The following is a 17,360-nucleotide window of genomic DNA, read 5'->3' as shown; positions in this document are numbered from 1 at the left end:
AAATCCGGCCCACATCCACATCCACATCCACATCCACATCCACATCCACATCCACATCAACATCAACATCCACGCCCACATCCCCACGGTGCCCGCAAAAAAAACGCCCCGCGAAGGCGGGGCGTGGAGACGAGAGCTTTACGTGACGTCAGGAATGAGACGGCTGCGGCAGCTCCGGTAGGGTCTCATGCAGCATATCGACGCTTTGGCGATAGTACTTCTGCGCTTTTTCCCGCTCGCCAAGGCTCGTATAGAGCCGGGCAAGTTCCGCGCAGGCCATGCGATCCGGGCGGCTTCGATAGCTTGCCTCGAAGTATTCGCGGGCTTTTTCCCACTGCTGGTTGCGAAGGGCCAGCCGGCCAAGCGTCAACATCAGGTCCGGGTCCTGCGGGCGCTCTTCGGCCCACTTCTCGGCGTGCATCTGCTGGCGCTCCACGTCGACGTTCAAAAGGCCATAGCGCAGGACCAGCGCTGCATCCCAGTGCTCCTTGAGGGTCTGGCGGAGCAGGCGCTCGGCCTGATTCTCTTCGCCGGCCTTGTAAAGCGATTCGACGTAGATCAGCACCAGTTCCGGGTCATTGCGCAGTGAATCCGGCATTTCCGCCCAGAGCTGACGCACCTCGTCAAGACGACGGTAATCGCCGGATGCGTTTCTGATCGAGGCCAGATAGGCGCTGCGCTCAAGCGTTCTACGTTCCTCATCGGACACCAGATTATGGCGTTCAAGACGCGGCATCAGACGACGAAGACCATCCCAGTCGCCCACACTCAAGTAGGCCTGTTTAAGCAACTTGAGCACCTGCGGGTGTTCCGGCAACTGCTTTTCGATCCGCGTAAGCGTGGCGACCGCCTGCTCATGCTGCTCACGATCAAGCATCAGCTGCGCCTGAATCAGCGATACCGCAGTATCCGCGCCCTCGGTGCTGCCGTGCGCCTTCTTGAGCAGGGTTTCCGACTGGTCGTAGCGGCCCTGGTAGTGCGCCGCCAGTGCCGCAGAGAGGTAGTTGATCAAAGGCGCCGAGGAATCATCGGCCGAGCGTACCAGCGACTTCTCGGCCTTTTTCCAGTGACCTTCTGCCAGCGCGACCAGACCTTGAACGGTGCGGTGCATGGCCTGACGGTTACGCGTCCGGTTATTCCAGCGCTTGAGCCGTCCGACCGGGCGACGAAGGCTTGAAAGAATCCGCACCAGTGCATAAAGCACCCAGAACAGCACGAACAGCACGATAAGTCCGAGCCAGAACGAGGTCTGGATGGAGGTATCCCCCACTCTGATCAGGAAGTAGCCCGGTGTGGACAACATGAGCTGCCCGAACAGCGCACCCACCGCCAAACCGATGACGATGAACAGAATCAGTTTTCTCATTCGGAAGCTCCTTGCTGCTCATAGCGCTTGCGCATGATGTCACGCAGGGTGCTCAGTGACGCACTGATGTCGGGAAGCTCCGGATGGATCGTTTCGTTGGCCAGCTCATCAAGACGAGACAGCGCCGTGCGAACACGCTCGTCGCTGGTCTGGTAGTACTGCTTGACCAGCGTCTGTGCCCGCTCGATGCTCTGGGCATAGATGTCCGGCTGGCCCTTGAGCAGCGCAAGCTGCGCCTGCTCGAGCATCAGGCGAACGTTCTGGCGGAGATACCCTTCCTGTTCCGGTGTAATCAGGGCTTCAAGGGCTTCGTCGTGATGACGCACCGTGACCAGATCCTTCAGCTGCTGACCGAGGCGCGCCAACTGTTCACGCCAGCCGCCACTGTAGGTCGAGCCGTCATCCACCTTGGCCGACAGGGCCTGGGTATCCTGCGCCAGCGGCAGCCGTTCAAACTGCTGAGCCTCGGACGCAAGCGACAGGTACAGACCGGTTTCATCCACGCTCGGGACGCTGTCAAGCGCGCTCAACTCGGAATGAATCTGTCGACGCACCGGCGTAAGGGCGGGGTTGTCGGCCTGAGTGAGTCGGTTGTCGGCGCTCTTGAGCAGGGTATAGGCCCCGCTGACGTCGCGCTCGAGCTGCAGGCGCTGATTGGCCAGACGCAGAAGATACTCGACTTCGGCGTACATCCATTCACGGGCATCGGTCTGCTGTGATGCAGAGAGCTCACTGAGCACTTTTTGCTGAGTCTGACCGGTTTCCTCGATCGAGGCCTTGAGCGATTCGATCGTGTTCTGCTGCTGAGACAGCGTCTGCTTAAGCGGCTCGGTGCTGGCCACCTGTTGGTCAAGCGATGCCAGCCGTGCCTTTTGATCCATGAGCATCTTGGCGCCGAAGCCAAATCCCACCAGCATCACGAGCAATACAATGACAAGCACCACGACCAGCGCCTTGCTGCCCTTGCCCTTGTTTCCGCCCGAGCCCGACCCGGAGCCGCCGTGTTTGGGCGGCGTATTGGCCCCGCCCGCGCTGTAACGCGTACTTGCCTTGTCGGGCGTCTCTGTCTTGGTGCTCTTACCGCTTTCTGAGCCAGAGGACGAAGGCGGCACAGTCTGGCTGTGAGTCGAAGCGGCGTTATCGTCGTTGTCGTGTTCTTGCTTGCTCATGTATCACTAGCCTTTATCAAGGTTAGAAGGCGCCACACAGTGAGCGACAGCACGTGCAAGTGCTGTCGGTGAGGCGTCACCGGCAATGGTTATGGCCGTGAATCCGTGGAAGGATGCCGTTTCCGCCAAGCGCTGGCTGGACACGACGAGCGGCCGTTTTTTGGTCGAATCACTACACCATAACAGAAGATGTTCAAGCTGTTCGGCGCTGGTCAAGATCAATGCTCTAAACGCACCCTCCTCAAGTACGCGCTGATGGTGCGGCTCAGGCGTATGAACGGTGCGTTTATAAAGCGCCAGTGTATCGACACTGGCGCCGCGCTGCATCAGCGTTTCGTGCAATAACGTGCGACCACCCTCGCCGCCGACCAGCAGTACGCGCTGGCCTGATACGGCCTCCGTCTGGAAGGCCGGCATGGAAAGAAGTGCTTCGCTTGCACTGCCGCTGCCTGACGGTGGCGCCCCCACGTCTTCGCCAAGCCCGTGAGACAGTACCTCAGCCGTACTGGCGCCGGTACCCCACCACATGATGCCAATGGGGTACTGCGGCCACAGGTCATCGACCCACTCGAGCAGGCAGGTTGCCGCGAACGGGCTGGTGACCAGCACGACCTGATAGAGATCCAGATCGAGAAGGCGTCGTCGTGTATCGCCGGAAGCGTCTTCAAGCGGCACCAGTTGCATGACACCGAGATTCAGCACCTCGGCCCCAAGCGCCTCGATGCCCTGCTCGAGCGCTTTCGCCCGCGCGCCGGGTCGGGCGATCACGACCCGGGGCTTAGCGCTCGCCATAGACCGCGTCCAGAATGGCACCTGCGCCCTGCCCGAGCAGCATATCCGCGACCTGTACTCCGAGCGCCTCCGGCGCATCGGCCGGGCCGCGAGCCGTGGCCCTGAGCACCTGGGAGCCATCGGGTGCGCCGACAAGCCCACGAAGCCAGAGCGTTTTCCCTTCATCCTCGAGCACGGCGTAGCCGCCGATCGGCACCTGACAGCCACCCTCGAGGTGCGTGTTCATCGCGCGCTCAGCAAGGACCTGCGCCGTGGTCGGCGCATCGGCGAGCGCCTCGATCAGCGTGCGTGAGCGCGTATCGTCCAGCCGGCACTCGATACCGAGCGCGCCCTGACCGCAGGCGGGCAACAGCTGCTCGGGCACCAGCTCCGACGTGATGCGTTCGGAAAGCCCGACCCGGATCAGCCCGGAGGTCGCCAGCACGATGGCATCGAACTGACCGTCATCGAGCTTTGAAAGCCGCGTTTGCACATTACCGCGCAGGCTTTTAATAACCAGATCCGGGCGCAACTCCTTGAGCTGAAGCCCGCGGCGAAGGCTTGATGTACCCACACAGGCCTCTCGCGGCAGATCCTCGAGGCTCTGATAGCGGTTCGACACGAACGCATCCGTCGGCGCGCCGCGATCCATGATGACCGCAAGTCCCAGCCCGTCCGGAAAATGCATCGGGACGTCTTTCATCGAGTGCACCGCGATGTCGGCGCGCCCGTCCAGCATTGCCTCCTCAAGTTCCTTGACGAACAACGCCTTGCCGCCGATTTTCGCAAGCGGCGTATCGAGGATCTTGTCGCCCCGCGTCGATAGACCGACCAGTTCGACGACAAGCCCCGGATTGAGCGCCTCCAGGCGCGCCTTGACGTGCTCGGCCTGCCACATGGCCAGCGGGCTTTTTCGGGTCGCGATGCGAAGCGGAACGGATTCAGGCTCTGACACGGGCACTCCAATGATCGAGGGATAGATAGGGCATGATAAAGCACCGCTCATCGGCTAAAAACCATTACGCCGCATTGCCGCATTAAGGCAGATGCAAAGCACGCAATGAAGGGCGAGCCTTGGACACGAGTTTGGTACACTCAAGCGTATCCGGCACGGCGAATTCGCACTGTGCCCATTCAGCCACGTACCACTTCGGGATTGTCTTGCCATCATGACACAACAGACCAATCAGTCCTGGGGCGGGCGCTTCAGTGAACCTACTGATACGTTCGTCGCGGCCTTTACCGCCTCCATCGGCTTCGATAAACGCCTGTACCACCATGACATTCGTGGCTCCATCGCCCACGCCACCATGCTTTCGCAGGTCGGCGTACTGACCGAAGACGAGCGCGACGCCATCATCGACGGCCTTTCCGACATCGAGCGCGACATCGAGGCGGGCAACATTGAATGGTCGGTCGCACTCGAAGACATTCACATGAACATCGAAGCCCGGCTGACCGACAAGATCGGAATCACCGGCAAGAAACTTCACACCGGCCGCTCGCGAAACGACCAGATCGCCACCGACATTCGCCTGTACCTGCGCGATGAAATCGACGCGATCGACTTGGAGCTTACGCGCCTGCGCGAGGGCATGATTACACTGGCCGACCGCGAAGCGGACACCATCATGCCGGGCTTCACGCACCTGCAAACCGCGCAGCCGGTCACCTTCGGCCATCACGTGCTCGCGTGGCAGGAAATGATCGGCCGTGACCACGAGCGCCTGCGCGACTGCCGCAAGCGCGTCAACGTGCTGCCGCTTGGCGCGGCCGCCCTGGCCGGCACCACCTATCCGATCGACCGCCACGTTACCGCTGAGCTGCTGGGCTTTGACCGCCCGGCGGAAAACTCGCTGGACGCGGTCAGCGACCGGGACTTCGCGATCGAGTTCACAAGCTTTGCAAGCCTTCTGTTGATGCACCTGTCGCGCATCAGCGAAGAGCTGGTGCTGTGGTCCAGCGCACAGTTCGATTTCATCGACCTGCCCGACCGCTTCTGCACCGGCTCCTCGATCATGCCGCAGAAGAAAAACCCGGACGTACCGGAACTCGTGCGCGGCAAGACCGGACGTGTCTATGGCCACCTGATGAGCCTTCTGACCCTGATGAAGTCCCAGCCGCTGGCCTACAACAAGGACAATCAGGAAGACAAGGAGCCGCTGTTTGACAGCGTCGATACCGTCAAGGGCTGCCTGCGGGCCTTCGGCGACATGATTCCGGCCATCGAGGCCAAGAACGCCTCCATGTACGAAGCGGCCCGCAAGGGCTTCTCCACCGCGACCGATCTGGCGGACTATCTGGTGCGTCAGGGCGTGGCCTTCCGCGACGCCCATGAAATCGTCGGTAAATCGGTGGCCTACGGCATCGAGACCGGCAAGGATCTGTCCGAGATGACGCTTTCGGAACTCAAGCAGTTTTCCGACACCATCGAACAGGACGTGTTCGAGGTGCTCACGCTTGAGGGCTCGGTCGCCGCGCGCAACCACATCGGGGGAACCGCGCCTAATCAGGTTCGCGCCAGCGCCCAGCGCGCCCGCGATACCCTCGCGCACTTTACCGGAGGTACGGCCCAGTGAAGACACGCCTTGCCCTTTTGATCTCGGTGGCGCTGCTGGCTGGCTGCGGCCAGAAAGGCCCGCTTTATATGCCAAACGATGAGAGCGCGGCCGAAAAATACGACCCGCAGCACGCCTACGAGCAGGACGCCGGCGCGCAGGATGATACCGACGCATCGTCTAAACGCGCTGACAGTGCCTCCGACACCTCCAATGCCGAGCGCTCAGAGCGCACGCAAACTGATACGCAAACCGATAAGCAAAACGACACCGACAGCCCCGAAGAGACCCGGCCATGAGCGCTTTTGACTACAAAAACGGCCAACTTCACGCCGAACACGTCGCCCTTTCCGATGTCGCCGACCAGGTCGGCACGCCCTGCTACGTTTACTCTCGAGCGGCCCTGACCGAGCACTTCAAGGGCTATCAGGCACCGCTTGAAGGCCGGGCGCACCTGATCTGCTACGCGGTCAAGACCAATGGCAACCTGGCGGTGCTCGATACGCTCGCACGCCTGGGTGCCGGCTTCGACATCGTCTCGATCGGGGAACTCGAGCGCGTCATCGCCGCTGGCGGCGACCCGAGCAAGGTGGTGTTCTCAGGCGTCGCCAAGCAGCGCCATGAAATGGCCCGGGCGCTCGAACTCGGCATCAAATGCTTCAACGTCGAATCGAGCGCGGAGCTCGAGCGCCTGAACGATGTGGCGGCAGGCCTTGGCAAAATCGCGCCGGTCTCGCTTCGGGTCAACCCGGACGTCGACGCCGGCACGCACCCCTACATCTCCACCGGCCTCAAGGACAACAAGTTCGGCGTGGCGATCGACGATGCGCTCGCGACCTACCAGCGCGCACAAGCGCTTTCGAATGTGAACCCGGTCGGACTCGACTGCCACATCGGCTCGCAGCTGACCGAGATTGCGCCGTTTCTTGACGCTTTGGATCGCCTCAAGCAGCTGATGGCCACCCTCAAGGAGCAGGGCATCACGCTCAAGCACCTCGACCTTGGCGGCGGCCTTGGCGTCAATTATCAGGGCGAAACGCCTCCGGCGACACGCGATTACATCGAGGCGCTGATTGAACGGCTGGATGACGACAGCCTCGAGCTGATCTTCGAGCCGGGCCGCTCGATCGCGGCCAATGCAGGCGTCATGCTGACTCGGGTCGAGTACCTGAAACCGGGTGAAAGCAAGCACTTCGCCATTGTCGATGCCGGCATGAACGACCTGATCCGCCCGTCGCTGTACCAGGCTTATCAGGGCATCGTTGAAGTCGATACGACGCAGGAGCGAACGCGCCAGACCTACGATGTGGTCGGCCCGGTCTGCGAGTCCGGCGATTTTCTCGGTAAGGAGCGAACGCTCGCGATTGCCGAAGGGGATCTTCTTGCGGTGCAGTCCGCCGGTGCCTACGGCTTCGTGATGGCCTCGACCTACAACGCGCGCCCACTGGCGGCGGAAGTCATGGTCGACGGTGAGGCGATGTATCTGATTCGAGAGCGCGCACCTCTCGAGGAGCTTTGGGCCGGTGAATCGCGCCTGCCCGAGGAGTCCCACTGATGCTGCTGCGCTTTTGGAAAATGCACGGCCTCGGCAACGATTTCATGGTGATCGATCTGGTCACCCAGCGCGCCCGCATCCCGTCTCAAAAGATCAGCCAGTGGGCCAACCGGAACACCGGCATCGGTTTCGACCAGCTTCTGCTGGTCGAGCCGCCGTCGCACCCTGATATGGATTTTCGCTACCGCATCTTCAACGCCGACGGCAGCGAAGTGGAAAACTGCGGTAACGGCGCGCGGTGTTTCGCCCGTTTCGTGGTCGACAATCACCTGACCACCAAGCGCGACATTCGCGTCGAGACCGCCGGCGGCCCGATGACGCTGCATCTGGCTGACGATCAGCGGGTGCGAGTCGACATGGGCCCCCCTAGACTGACGCCTGACGAAATCCCGTTCGTGGCCGAGGTCGAGGCCACCCAATACGAGGTGGACGTCGACGGCGAGCGCGTCTCGCTCAGCGCGGTGTCGATGGGCAACCCTCATGCGGTGGTACTGGTCGACAGCGTCGACCACGCGCCCGTTGCGACCCTCGGCCCCAAACTCGAGGCGCACGAGCGCTTTCCAAACCGGGTCAACGTCGGCTTTCTGGAAGTGGTGTCGACGCACAAGGCTCGGCTTCGTGTGTTCGAGCGTGGGGTGGGTGAAACCCGGGCCTGTGGCACCGGCGCCTGCGCCGCGGCCGTGGCCGGCATCCAGCAGGGGCTCCTTGAAAGCCCGGTCGACATCACCCTGCCTGGCGGCACGCTGACGCTCGAATGGGATGGCCACCAGCAGAGCGTGATAATGACCGGGCCGGCCGAGCGCGTGTTCGAAGGTCGGATTCCACTCTAGGTTTTTCTGACCGTCATCGAGGAGGTCGACATGTCGCCGTCACTGACTGCGTCGCAGGTTGCTCACTGGCTCGCCGAGCACCCCGACTTCTTCGAAGGTCGGGAGGCGCTTCTGGATAAACTGCACGTGCCGCATCCGCTGCACGGCGGCGCCGTATCGCTTCTGGAGTATCAGGTCGCACGCGCACGAGCAAAGGCCGATGACTCGACCCAGGCGCTGAGTGCGCTCAGCCAGGGCGCACGGCAGCAAAAGGGCAGTCATCAGCGGCTTCAGCAGGTGCTGCTGGCGCTGATGGACGCCGACAGCGCTGATGCACTGGCCCAGCAGCTTGCGCTGCAACTCGACGAGCATTATGGCGTGACCTGGCTGTCGCTCTGGCGTGACGCGACGCCCAGCGCACCCTGCCATCCACCGACCCACGGGCTTAATCAGGTGATCGTGAACCATATTCACGCGGTGCCGGAGCACGCCCATGGGGTCGCGTTCGTGCCCGACGAGGCGCTCTATCGACGCCTTCAGCCCGAGGCGTTCGGCACGCCCTGCCCGACCCGACTGGTCGAGCTGCCGCTTGGCAGCCGCAGTGCCTTTCTGGTGCTGTCTGCAAAAGACGATACGCTCGATCGAACGACGGTCTGCTTTCTCGCCGACGTGGTGAGCCGCCTGCTGGAGCGCCACCTCTCATGACCGTCTTACAGGATCACTGCGAGCGGTATCTGGCCTCGCTCACACGCCACAGCGACACGACCCGGGCGGCCTACCGGCAGGATTTGAAGGCGCTGACCGGCTTTGCTCTCGAGGCACACCTTGCCGACTGGCACGCACTCGATGTGACGCTGCTGCGTCGGTTTCTCGGGCGCGAGCGCACCCGGGGCCTTGGCGCCCAGACACTGGCACGGCGGCTTTCAACCTTACGGGGCTTCGGCGATTATCTGGTGGATCAGAATGTTCTGAGCACTAACCCCGCTCGGCTGCTCGACACGCCCAGAAAGCGCGCGGCGCTCCCCCGCCCGGTGGACATCGATGCGCTAAGCCACTTCCTCGACGCCCCGTTCGATGAAGCCGACCCGCTCGAAGTGCGCGACCACGCCATGGCGGAGCTCTTTTACTCCTCCGGGCTTCGACTGTCGGAGCTGACCGGGCTGGACCGGTCGCACCTCGACAGCACGCGCCTTCGAGTGCGCGGCAAAGGCGATAAACCGCGTCAGTTACCGCTGGGCCGACGAGCGCGACAGGCGCTGGATAACTGGCTGAGCGTTCGCCCGCTGCTTGCCAACGACGCTGAAGAGGCTCTGTTTGTCAGTAAACGGGGCAGTCGCATTACGCAGCGAAGCGTTCAGCTTCGCCTGAATCGCATGGCGATCGAGCGCGGCCTGCCCGAGCATCTGCACCCGCACCGACTTCGACACAGCTTTGCAAGCCATCTACTGGAATCGAGCCAGGACCTTCGCGGCGTGCAGGAGCTATTGGGTCATGCGCACCTCTCGACCACGCAAATCTATACCCGACTTGACTGGCAGCATCTGGCCGAAGTCTATGACAAGGCGCATCCTCGCGCCCGCAACACACACGCCTCAGGAGAGGATGATGATCAAGGCTCTCACGTTTGATCTGGACGACACCCTTTGGGACAACGGCCCGGTCATGGTTCGCACCGAACAAGGGCACTACGACTGGCTGGATCAACAGGCAGGCCACGCCAAGCGGTTTCCGCCGGAAACGTATCTTGAGCGACGACTGGCCGCCGCGGATCGCTACCCGCTTAGACGAGGCGACTTCACGTTCCTGCGTCGCACGGCGCTGTTCGAGATTTTAAGCGAGCACGGGCTCGATAACGCCGAGGCCAACCGCCTGGCCGATGAAGCCATCGACTATATGCTGACGCTTCGTCATGAGGTCACGCTGTTCGAGGAAAGCCTGCCGCTTCTCAATGACCTGAAGCACCACTACGGCCTGGCCGCGATCACCAACGGCAACGTGGACATTCATCGCATTCTGGACACACCGCTGTTCGACTGCGTGATCAACGCCGGTGAATGGCTCGCGCCCAAACCGGATGCCCGCACGTTCCTGGCCGCCATGGCACGCCTTGGCACTGCGCCGAGCGAAACCATCCACGTCGGCGACTCGTGGACCGAAGACGCGCTGCCCGCCCTGCGCCTTGGCATGCACGTCGCCTGGATTGATCGCAAGAAGACGGGGCCTGCGTTTTCCCACCCACGGCTTCATACCATGACCCATGTGCGGGAATTGCCTGACGTCATCGAGCGTATTACTGCCGCCAGGGCCTGAACACGTGCATGTCTTCTTGTAAGCGCCACCGCCATACACGACACTAAGCGTTCAATGGGGCCTGGAGCTGGAGGAAGACATGCGTGCATTCAAGATCATCGCTGCCATGGCCGCGCTCGGCGCACTCGGTGCGCTGGCACTTGTGATCATGGTGCCCGCAACAGAGCGCTCGGGTGACGCCTTCGGCGTTCATTATCCGAACGCACGCTACGACACCCTCGAGATTCACCCGTCGTATCACTCGCCCGCCGCGCCTGCGCCCGTGCTTGACCAGCCATCCACGTCAACGCATGGCCCGGAGGCCACCCTGGTCGCGCCGGTCGAGGAGGCCCTTCCCTATCGCTACCCGGCAAGCCAGAAAACCTACGTTTTCTGATGCGCGCCGCGTCAGTGACGAGCGGCCGGGCATGCCACTCACTCGGGCTTTGACTCGGTGTCCGGCGCCAGCCAGCGGTTGAGCGTCTGAGCAAGCGTATCCAGCCCCTGGCGCTTGAGCGATGAAAAGAGCTGCACCGAGACCAGATCATCCCACTCGGCCAGCGCCGAACGGACCTTTTGCAAACTCGCCGCGGCTGCGCCACGCTTAAGCTTATCGCTCTTGGTCAGCAGGATATGAACCGGCATGTCGGCGTCATCAGCCCACGCAAGCATCATCTGATCGAATTCCGTTAGCGGATGACGCACATCCATCATCAGCACCAATCCCTTGAGCGAGCGACGCTTTTGCAGATAGGCCGAGAGATGGCGCTGCCACTCGAGCTTGACCTTCTCAGGCACCTTGGCATAGCCGTAGCCGGGCAGGTCGACCAAGTGGCGTGTACCATCATCGAGTTCGAAGAAATTGATCAACTGCGTTCGGCCCGGCGTCTTTGACGTTCTGGCAAGCGCCTTCTGCCCCGTGAGGGCGTTGATGGCGCTGGACTTACCGGCATTGGAACGCCCGGCAAATGCCACCTCATGACCTTCATCGGGAAGACAATGGGCAAGAGTCGGCGCGCTATGAACGAAACGCGCCTGATGATAATCGATGGAGCGAGGCGACATGATGGGTTTCCTGAGCCGTCGTACGAATGGAATGAACGGCACACAGTATACCAGTCCTGCGCCCGACATGACCCGGGGCCGGCTCTGTGGCACCATCAAGAACGCACATCGAGCCTGCGAGGAACTCTCATCTCTCGGCTGGCTCTAATCAGGGATTTACACAACCCAACATTGGAGTGGTACACATGATCAAGAAGTTACTGACGTCGTTCATTGTCAGCCTGTGCCTGGCATCGACGGCCTTTGCCGCCGCCCCCGAGGCCGGCAAGGATTACAAGGTCCTCGATGAGCCGGTCAACACCGAGCTGCCGGACGGCAAGATTCAAGTAACTGAAGTCTTCTGGTACGGCTGCCCGCACTGCTACGCCTTGAATCCCTCGCTCGAAAAATGGGCCGCTGAGCTCAAGGACGACGTCGACTTCGAACTGCTGCCCGCCACCATGGGTCGCACCTGGGTGCGTCACGCCGCGGTCTATTACGCAGCCACCCAACTGGGTATCGAACACAAGCTGCACGATGACCTGTTCGACGCAATCCACAAAAATGGCAAGCACATGACCGATGATGGCGAGATCGCCGAGTTCTTCAGTCATTATGGTGTCAGCAAGGAAGCCGCACTCAAGGCGCTGAACTCCTTCGGTGTTAAGAGCCAGATCAATGAGGCCCACGCACGCATGCGCGCCTACAAGCTCATGGGCGTTCCGGCACTGGTGGTCGATGGCAAGTACGTGATTACCCCGAAAACCGCGGGCGGTCTTGAAAACATGCTGACCATTGCGTCAAAACTGACCGATGAAATCCGGGACGGCAACCTCAAATGAGCGACCAAGGCCCCTCGACTGGCCAGCCCACGCGACTTCGCGTACTGACATTCAACCTCCAGGTAGGCATTCACACCCACGCCTATCATCACTATGTCACTCGCAGCTGGCAGCATCTTCTGCCACACCCCGAGCGACAGAGCAGGCTCGATTTCATCAGTGGCACCCTCGCCCACTACGATATCGTGGCGCTTCAGGAGGTGGATGGCGGTAGCTTTCGGTCCGGTAACGTTAACCAGACCGAATATCTGGCCAGCAAGGCGGCCTTCCCCTTTTGCTGTCATCAGCTCAATCGAAACTTCGGCAACGTGGCCAAGCACAGCAACGGCCTTCTAAGCCGCATTCCGATGAGCCGGGTTCAAAACCACAAGCTGCCGGGCCCGCCGGGGCGCGGCGTCATCCACGCAACGCTCGGCGAAGGCCAACATGCACTGCATATCTTCGCCGTGCATCTCTCGCTTGGCCAGCGCACGCGCGACCGTCAACTCAGCTATCTGAGCGAGTTGATCGAGCCGTTGACGCACGTGGTGGTGCTTGGTGATCTCAACTGCACGCTCGAGCAGCTGACGCCCCACAAGCGCTTTTGCAATGCGATGGATCTGGCGCCCGGAAAAGCGCTCCTGAGCTATCCGGCATGGCAGCCCAAGCGAGCGCTTGATCACATTCTGGTGTCGAAAAGCCTCAAAACCACGAACCTTGAAGTGCTTGATCAACACTATTCCGATCACCTGCCACTTGCGCTTGAACTCGAACTGCCCGAGGCGTGTGCACGCGCCCTGAATCACGCCCCCAAGCAGGAAGAACCGTCGATCGTTCTTCCGACCTGAGGGGTCGAGAAGATGTGATTCACATGCATCACGCATAAAAAAAGCCCCGCCTGAGCGGGGCTTTTTTGTCCTGCCGATTTTTGCGTTCTGCCGACGTCGCTTACGAGCGCATGTCGTCGAAGAACTTGCGCACGCCTTCGAAAAAGCCGCTTTTTCTCGGCGAGTGCTTGGTGCCTGTACCGTCCAGGCTTTCCTGGAAACGGCGCAGCAGGTCTTTCTGATCTTCGTTAAGATTGACCGGTGTTTCGGTCACAACCTTACAAATCAGATCGCCCGGCGGGCCACCGCGTACGGATTTCACACCCTTGCCACGCAGGCGGAACAGCTTGCCGGTTTGGGTTTCCGGCGGAATCTTGAGCTTGACGCGGCCATCGAGCGTCGGCACTTCCAGCTCACCGCCAAGCGTTGCATCAACGAAGTTGATCGGCACATCGCAGTGAAGATCACGGCCGTCACGCTCGAAGATTTCGTGCGACTTGATCGCGACCTGCACATAAAGATCGCCTGCCGGACCACCATTCAGGCCGCCCTCACCTTCGCCATTCAGACGAATGCGATCGCCGGTGTCGACGCCGGCCGGAATCTTGACAGAGAGCGTTCGGGTTTCCTTGACGCGGCCTTCACCGTGGCACTTGCGGCACGGCGTTTCGATGACTTCACCACGACCGTGACAGGTCGGGCAGGTCTGCTGAACCGCGAAGAAACCCTGCTGCATACGCACCTGACCGATGCCATTACAGGTCGAGCAGGCGCTCTTGTTGGAGCCGGGCTCGGCACCATCGCCATGGCACTGGCCGCATTCGGCAAGCCTCGGTACCCGAATATCGACCGTGGTGCCGGCAACGGCATCCTCGAGATCGATCTCTAGGTTATAGCGAAGGTCGCTGCCGCGCTGAGGTGCGTTCGGGTTGCGACGTCCGCCGCCACCGCCACCAAAAATATCGCCGAACACGTCGCCGAAGATGTCGCTGAACCCGCCGGCACCGCCGCCGCCAAAGCCGCCACCGCCGAAGCCACCGGCCTGACCGTCAACCCCTGCGTGACCGAACTGGTCATACGCCGAGCGTTTTTCACTGTCGGACAGCACTTCGTAGGCGTCGGAGACTTCACGAAATTTCTCCGCAGCCGTCTCATCGTCCGGATTACGGTCGGGGTGGTATTTCTGGGCGAGACGGCGGTACGCCTTCTTGATCTCTTTTTGATCGGCGCTGCGCTCGACGCCCAGCACCTCGTAATAATCACGTTTGGACATGAGTCATTGGCCCTCCGAAACCATGGTTCGAACACAACGGCGCGGGGGCCGTGATGCCCCCGCGCCGTTGTCACGAGTGCGGACTCGTATTACTGCTTTTTCTGATTGTCGTTGACTTCTTCATACTCAGCGTCAACCACATCATCGTCCGCTTTCTGGTTTCCCTGAGCGCTCTCGCCCTGGGCCTGCTCGCCGCCTTCCTGCTCGGCGTACATTTTCTGTGCAAGCGAACCGGATGCTTCGGTCAGCGCGTCGAGCTTGGACTGAATCTCGTCCTTATCGTCGCCCTTGAGCGCTTCTTCAAGATCGCTGATCGCGGTCTCGATTTTCTGGCGCTCGTCGTCGGTTGCCTTGTCGCCGGCTTCCTCAAGCGTCTTGCGCGCTGCGTGAACCATGCCGTCGGCCTGGTTACGAACCTGGACAAGCTCTTCAAACTTCTTGTCTTCGGCTTCGTGCGCTTCGGCGTCCTTGACCATCTGATCGATCTCGTCGTCGGACAGACCGCCGGAGGACTTGATCACGATGGACTGTTCCTTGCCGGTTGCCTTGTCCTTCGCCGTGATGTTCAAGATGCCGTTGGCATCGAGATCAAACGCGACTTCGATCTGCGGCACACCGCGCGGCGCGGGCGGAATGTCGGAAAGGTCGAACCGACCCAGCGACTTGTTCTGCGCGGCCTGCTTACGCTCACCCTGAAGCGCGTGAATGGTCACGGCTGTCTGGTTGTCTTCGGCGGTCGAGAACGTCTGGGTTTTCTTGGTCGGGATCGTGGTGTTCTTCTCGATCAGCGGCGTCATCACGCCACCCATGGTTTCGATGCCGAGCGTCAGCGGAGTTACGTCGAGCAGCAGTACGTCCTTGACGTCACCACCGAGAACACCACCCTGGAGGGCTGCACCCATGGCAACAGCTTCGTCCGGGTTGACGTCCTTGCGAGCGTCCTTACCGAAGAACTCGGCCACTTTCTTCTGAACCATCGGCATACGAGTTTGACCACCGACGAGAATGACGTCGTCGATCTCACTGTTGGATAGACCTGCGTCCTGAAGCGCGGTCTTGCACGGGCCGAGCGAGCGCTGAACCAGATCTTCAACCAGCGACTCGAGCTTGGCGCGCGTTACCTTGACCGCCAGGTGCTTCGGACCCGTGTTGTCTGCCGTAATGTAGGGCAGGTTCACTTCGGTCTGCTGCGCGGAGGACAGCTCGATCTTGGCTTTCTCGGCGGCTTCCTTCAAACGCTGCATCGCGAGGCTGTCGCCGGAGAGGTCGATGCCGGAATCGCTCTTGAACTGAGAAACGAGGTAGTCGATCAGCGCCAAGTCGAAGTCTTCACCACCAAGGAACGTGTCGCCGTTGGTTGCCAGCACTTCGAACTGCTTCTCGCCTTCGACGTCTGCAACTTCGATGATCGAGATATCGAAGGTACCGCCACCCAGGTCATAAACCGCGATGGTGCGATCACCCTTGATGCTGTCCATGCCATAGGCAAGCGCGGCAGCTGTCGGCTCGTTGATGATGCGCTTGACTTCAAGACCTGCGATGCGGCCGGCATCCTTGGTGGCCTGGCGCTGCGAGTCGTTGAAGTAGGCCGGTACCGTGATGACCGCTTCGGTGACGGTTTCACCGAGGTAGTCTTCAGCGGTCTTCTTCATCTTCTTGAGAACTTCGGCGCTGACCTGCGGCGGAGCCATCTTGTTGTCGTTGACCTGAACCCAGGCATCGCCGTTGTCGGCTTCAACGATGGAATAGGGCACCATCTTGATGTCTTTCTGGACGACATCGTCCTTGAACTTGCGGCCGATCAGGCGTTTTACCGCATAAAGCGTGTTGCTGGGATTGGTTACGGCCTGACGTTTGGCCGCCTGACCGACGAGCGTTTCGCCGTCGTCGGCGTAGGCAATGATCGACGGCGTTGTACGGCCGCCTTCAGCGTTTTCGATAACCTTGGTCTTGTCGCCATCGAGTACGGCAACGCAAGAGTTTGTCGTACCAAGGTCAATACCAATAATGCGTCCCATGTATCCACCTCACTTCAAAACTGATCTATTGGTTCGTATCTGATGCGGAGTATTCCGCGTGTCTGTCTGCTTATATGGGGCCGGGTTAACGCCTTTCAAGGGGCGTTTTTCATTCAGCGGCCTTGCTGACCACAACCATTGCCGGGCGCACCAGGCGGCCGTTCAGCGTGTAACCTTTCTGCATGACGTCGATGACGGTGTTCGGCTCGACGTCGGGGCTCGGCACCATCGTCATCGCTTCATGAAAATTCGGGTCGAAGGGCTCGCCGTTGGGCTCGATCTGCTCGACGCCGAACTTGTTCAGCGCATCGACCTGCATCTTGAGCGTCATGGATACGCCTTCGCGGTGCGTTTCAGAAGCGTCTTCCTGCATGCTCTCGAGCGCCTTTTCGAGGCTGTCGACGACCGGCAAAAGCTCTTTTACAAACTTTTCGAGCGCGAATTTTTTCGCTTTCTCGGTTTCCTGATCAGCGCGACGACGTGCGTTCTGAGCTTCTGCAGCCGTTCGCAGCGATTTGTCTTCGGCCTGTTTCAACTGCTCTTCGAGCTCTGCAACGCGCGCGGCCAGAACATCGGCCTCGGGATCACCATCGAGTTCGCCCTCTACGGGTTCAAGCGCGTCTTCTTCAAGGCACTCCCCCACACGCTCAATGGACTCGTCTTCCATGGGCTGGGGTTCCGCGTCGCGCTCGGCGCGCTGAAGTTCTTCGTCTTTTTGCGTATTGGACTTATCCGTCATGGTCAAGCCTCTCCCAGTTGGTGTTCGGTCAAATGAATCTGCTGCGTTAATGGGGCGAGTTGCGTCCATTCTCAAGGGGGCGACAGAAAAAAGCAGCAGGCTGAATGGTTGAACCGGCCAC

General features: G+C 60.8%; 17 protein-coding genes and 1 pseudogene. 10 read left to right on the top strand and 8 right to left on the bottom strand.

The features are described from left to right. Positions 1–148: 148 nt before the first annotated feature. The 4 genes from NAT49_RS13560 to hemC are packed head-to-tail and all read right to left on the bottom strand — an operon-like array spanning position 149 to position 4,261. Positions 149–1,366 (bottom strand): heme biosynthesis HemY N-terminal domain-containing protein, encoded by a 1,218-nt coding sequence (locus NAT49_RS13560; RefSeq protein WP_251595099.1) that lies wholly within the window; start codon positions 1,364–1,366, stop codon positions 149–151. Then, positions 1,363–2,535 (bottom strand): uroporphyrinogen-III C-methyltransferase, encoded by a 1,173-nt coding sequence (locus tag NAT49_RS13555; protein ID WP_251595097.1) that lies wholly within the window; start codon positions 2,533–2,535, stop codon positions 1,363–1,365. The genes NAT49_RS13560 and NAT49_RS13555 overlap by 4 nt, the downstream gene beginning before the upstream one ends. Before the next feature lie 6 nt (positions 2,536–2,541). Beyond that, on the bottom strand, positions 2,542–3,327 hold the full coding sequence (locus NAT49_RS13550) for a uroporphyrinogen-III synthase (RefSeq protein WP_251595095.1): 786 nt from the start codon (positions 3,325–3,327) through the stop codon (positions 2,542–2,544). Further along, entirely contained in the window at positions 3,314–4,261 is a 948-nt protein-coding gene (hemC, locus tag NAT49_RS13545) for a hydroxymethylbilane synthase (RefSeq protein ID WP_309619162.1), read from the bottom strand. The genes NAT49_RS13550 and hemC overlap by 14 nt, the downstream gene beginning before the upstream one ends. A gap of 214 nt (positions 4,262–4,475) precedes the next feature. Between hemC and argH the strand changes: the two genes are divergently transcribed. The 8 genes and pseudogenes from argH to NAT49_RS13505 all read left to right on the top strand — a co-directional run bounded on the left by argH (position 4,476) and on the right by NAT49_RS13505 (position 10,914). Further along, positions 4,476–5,885: an argininosuccinate lyase gene (argH, locus tag NAT49_RS13540; RefSeq protein ID WP_251595093.1), complete on the top strand. Its 1,410-nt coding sequence runs from the start codon at positions 4,476–4,478 to the stop codon at positions 5,883–5,885. Further along, positions 5,882–5,983 (top strand): annotated as a pseudogene (lptM, locus tag NAT49_RS13535) (LPS translocon maturation chaperone LptM); the annotation flags it as partial. The gene argH and the pseudogene lptM, both read left to right, overlap by 4 nt. Positions 5,984–6,159: 176 nt before the next feature. Further along, the gene (gene lysA / locus NAT49_RS13530; protein WP_251595091.1) at positions 6,160–7,419 is read left to right on the top strand and encodes a diaminopimelate decarboxylase; all 1,260 of its coding nucleotides are present in this window, start codon (positions 6,160–6,162) and stop codon (positions 7,417–7,419) included. Further along, a complete protein-coding gene (dapF, locus tag NAT49_RS13525; protein WP_251595089.1) occupies positions 7,419–8,249 on the top strand; it encodes a diaminopimelate epimerase in 831 nt (276 codons plus the stop codon). The genes lysA and dapF overlap by 1 nt, the downstream gene beginning before the upstream one ends. Positions 8,250–8,279: 30 nt before the next feature. After that, complete coding sequence (locus NAT49_RS13520) at positions 8,280–8,933, top strand: DUF484 family protein (protein WP_251595087.1); 654 nt, start codon at positions 8,280–8,282, stop codon at positions 8,931–8,933. Beyond that, positions 8,930–9,856: a tyrosine recombinase XerC gene (locus tag NAT49_RS13515; protein WP_251595085.1), complete on the top strand. Its 927-nt coding sequence runs from the start codon at positions 8,930–8,932 to the stop codon at positions 9,854–9,856. The genes NAT49_RS13520 and NAT49_RS13515 overlap by 4 nt, the downstream gene beginning before the upstream one ends. Then, the gene (locus NAT49_RS13510; protein WP_251595083.1) at positions 9,834–10,538 is read left to right on the top strand and encodes an HAD family hydrolase; all 705 of its coding nucleotides are present in this window, start codon (positions 9,834–9,836) and stop codon (positions 10,536–10,538) included. The genes NAT49_RS13515 and NAT49_RS13510 overlap by 23 nt, the downstream gene beginning before the upstream one ends. A 79-nt stretch (positions 10,539–10,617) precedes the next feature. Continuing rightward, the gene (locus NAT49_RS13505; RefSeq protein ID WP_251595082.1) at positions 10,618–10,914 is read left to right on the top strand and encodes a hypothetical protein; all 297 of its coding nucleotides are present in this window, start codon (positions 10,618–10,620) and stop codon (positions 10,912–10,914) included. 38 nt (positions 10,915–10,952) lie between these two features. On the opposite strand, the gene yihA is transcribed toward NAT49_RS13505, so the two are convergent. After that, positions 10,953–11,582, bottom strand: a complete 630-nt coding sequence (gene yihA, locus NAT49_RS13500) for a ribosome biogenesis GTP-binding protein YihA/YsxC (RefSeq protein ID WP_251595080.1) — start codon at positions 11,580–11,582, stop codon at positions 10,953–10,955. Between the two features lie 185 nt (positions 11,583–11,767). Here yihA and NAT49_RS13495 point away from each other — a divergent pair, with 185 nt between their 5' ends. Beyond that, on the top strand, positions 11,768–12,403 hold the full coding sequence (locus tag NAT49_RS13495) for a thiol:disulfide interchange protein DsbA/DsbL (RefSeq protein WP_251595078.1): 636 nt from the start codon (positions 11,768–11,770) through the stop codon (positions 12,401–12,403). Continuing rightward, entirely contained in the window at positions 12,400–13,230 is an 831-nt protein-coding gene (locus NAT49_RS13490) for an endonuclease/exonuclease/phosphatase family protein (protein WP_251595076.1), read from the top strand. The genes NAT49_RS13495 and NAT49_RS13490 overlap by 4 nt, the downstream gene beginning before the upstream one ends. A 100-nt stretch (positions 13,231–13,330) precedes the next feature. Here the strand turns inward: NAT49_RS13490 and dnaJ are convergent, their stop codons facing one another. The 3 genes from dnaJ to grpE all read right to left on the bottom strand — a co-directional run bounded on the left by dnaJ (position 13,331) and on the right by grpE (position 17,239). Then, positions 13,331–14,482: a molecular chaperone DnaJ gene (gene dnaJ / locus NAT49_RS13485; RefSeq protein ID WP_251595074.1), complete on the bottom strand. Its 1,152-nt coding sequence runs from the start codon at positions 14,480–14,482 to the stop codon at positions 13,331–13,333. 89 nt (positions 14,483–14,571) lie between these two features. Further along, entirely contained in the window at positions 14,572–16,500 is a 1,929-nt protein-coding gene (dnaK, locus tag NAT49_RS13480; RefSeq protein ID WP_251595072.1) for a molecular chaperone DnaK, read from the bottom strand. A 109-nt stretch (positions 16,501–16,609) separates the two neighbouring features. Then, positions 16,610–17,239 (bottom strand): nucleotide exchange factor GrpE, encoded by a 630-nt coding sequence (gene grpE, locus NAT49_RS13475; protein WP_251595069.1) that lies wholly within the window; start codon positions 17,237–17,239, stop codon positions 16,610–16,612. Positions 17,240–17,360: the final 121 nt, after the last annotated feature.

It is taken from the genome of Larsenimonas suaedae, assembly GCF_023712105.1.
GTDB lineage: Bacteria > Pseudomonadota > Gammaproteobacteria > Pseudomonadales > Halomonadaceae > Larsenimonas > Larsenimonas suaedae.
Note: the sequence above shows the minus strand (reverse complement) of the source record. Positions and strands in the feature narration are given on the sequence as shown.

Bases quoted from the DNA above. Each gene is read 5' to 3' on its own strand.
- NAT49_RS13560 (WP_251595099.1), bottom strand. From the start codon at position 1,366: ATGAGAAAACTGATTCTGTTCATCGTCATCGGTTTGGCGGTGGGTGCG.
- NAT49_RS13555 (WP_251595097.1), bottom strand. From the start codon at position 2,535: ATGAGCAAGCAAGAACACGACAACGACGATAACGCCGCTTCGACTCAC.
- NAT49_RS13550 (WP_251595095.1), bottom strand. From the start codon at position 3,327: ATGGCGAGCGCTAAGCCCCGGGTCGTGATCGCCCGACCCGGCGCGCGG.
- argH (WP_251595093.1), top strand. From the start codon at position 4,476: ATGACACAACAGACCAATCAGTCCTGGGGCGGGCGCTTCAGTGAACCT.
- lysA (WP_251595091.1), top strand. From the start codon at position 6,160: ATGAGCGCTTTTGACTACAAAAACGGCCAACTTCACGCCGAACACGTC.
- dapF (WP_251595089.1), top strand. From the start codon at position 7,419: ATGCTGCTGCGCTTTTGGAAAATGCACGGCCTCGGCAACGATTTCATG.
- NAT49_RS13520 (WP_251595087.1), top strand. From the start codon at position 8,280: ATGTCGCCGTCACTGACTGCGTCGCAGGTTGCTCACTGGCTCGCCGAG.
- NAT49_RS13515 (WP_251595085.1), top strand. From the start codon at position 8,930: ATGACCGTCTTACAGGATCACTGCGAGCGGTATCTGGCCTCGCTCACA.
- NAT49_RS13510 (WP_251595083.1), top strand. From the start codon at position 9,834: ATGATCAAGGCTCTCACGTTTGATCTGGACGACACCCTTTGGGACAAC.
- NAT49_RS13505 (WP_251595082.1), top strand. From the start codon at position 10,618: ATGCGTGCATTCAAGATCATCGCTGCCATGGCCGCGCTCGGCGCACTC.
- yihA (WP_251595080.1), bottom strand. From the start codon at position 11,582: ATGTCGCCTCGCTCCATCGATTATCATCAGGCGCGTTTCGTTCATAGC.
- NAT49_RS13495 (WP_251595078.1), top strand. From the start codon at position 11,768: ATGATCAAGAAGTTACTGACGTCGTTCATTGTCAGCCTGTGCCTGGCA.
- NAT49_RS13490 (WP_251595076.1), top strand. From the start codon at position 12,400: ATGAGCGACCAAGGCCCCTCGACTGGCCAGCCCACGCGACTTCGCGTA.
- dnaJ (WP_251595074.1), bottom strand. From the start codon at position 14,482: ATGTCCAAACGTGATTATTACGAGGTGCTGGGCGTCGAGCGCAGCGCC.
- dnaK (WP_251595072.1), bottom strand. From the start codon at position 16,500: ATGGGACGCATTATTGGTATTGACCTTGGTACGACAAACTCTTGCGTT.
- grpE (WP_251595069.1), bottom strand. From the start codon at position 17,239: ATGACGGATAAGTCCAATACGCAAAAAGACGAAGAACTTCAGCGCGCC.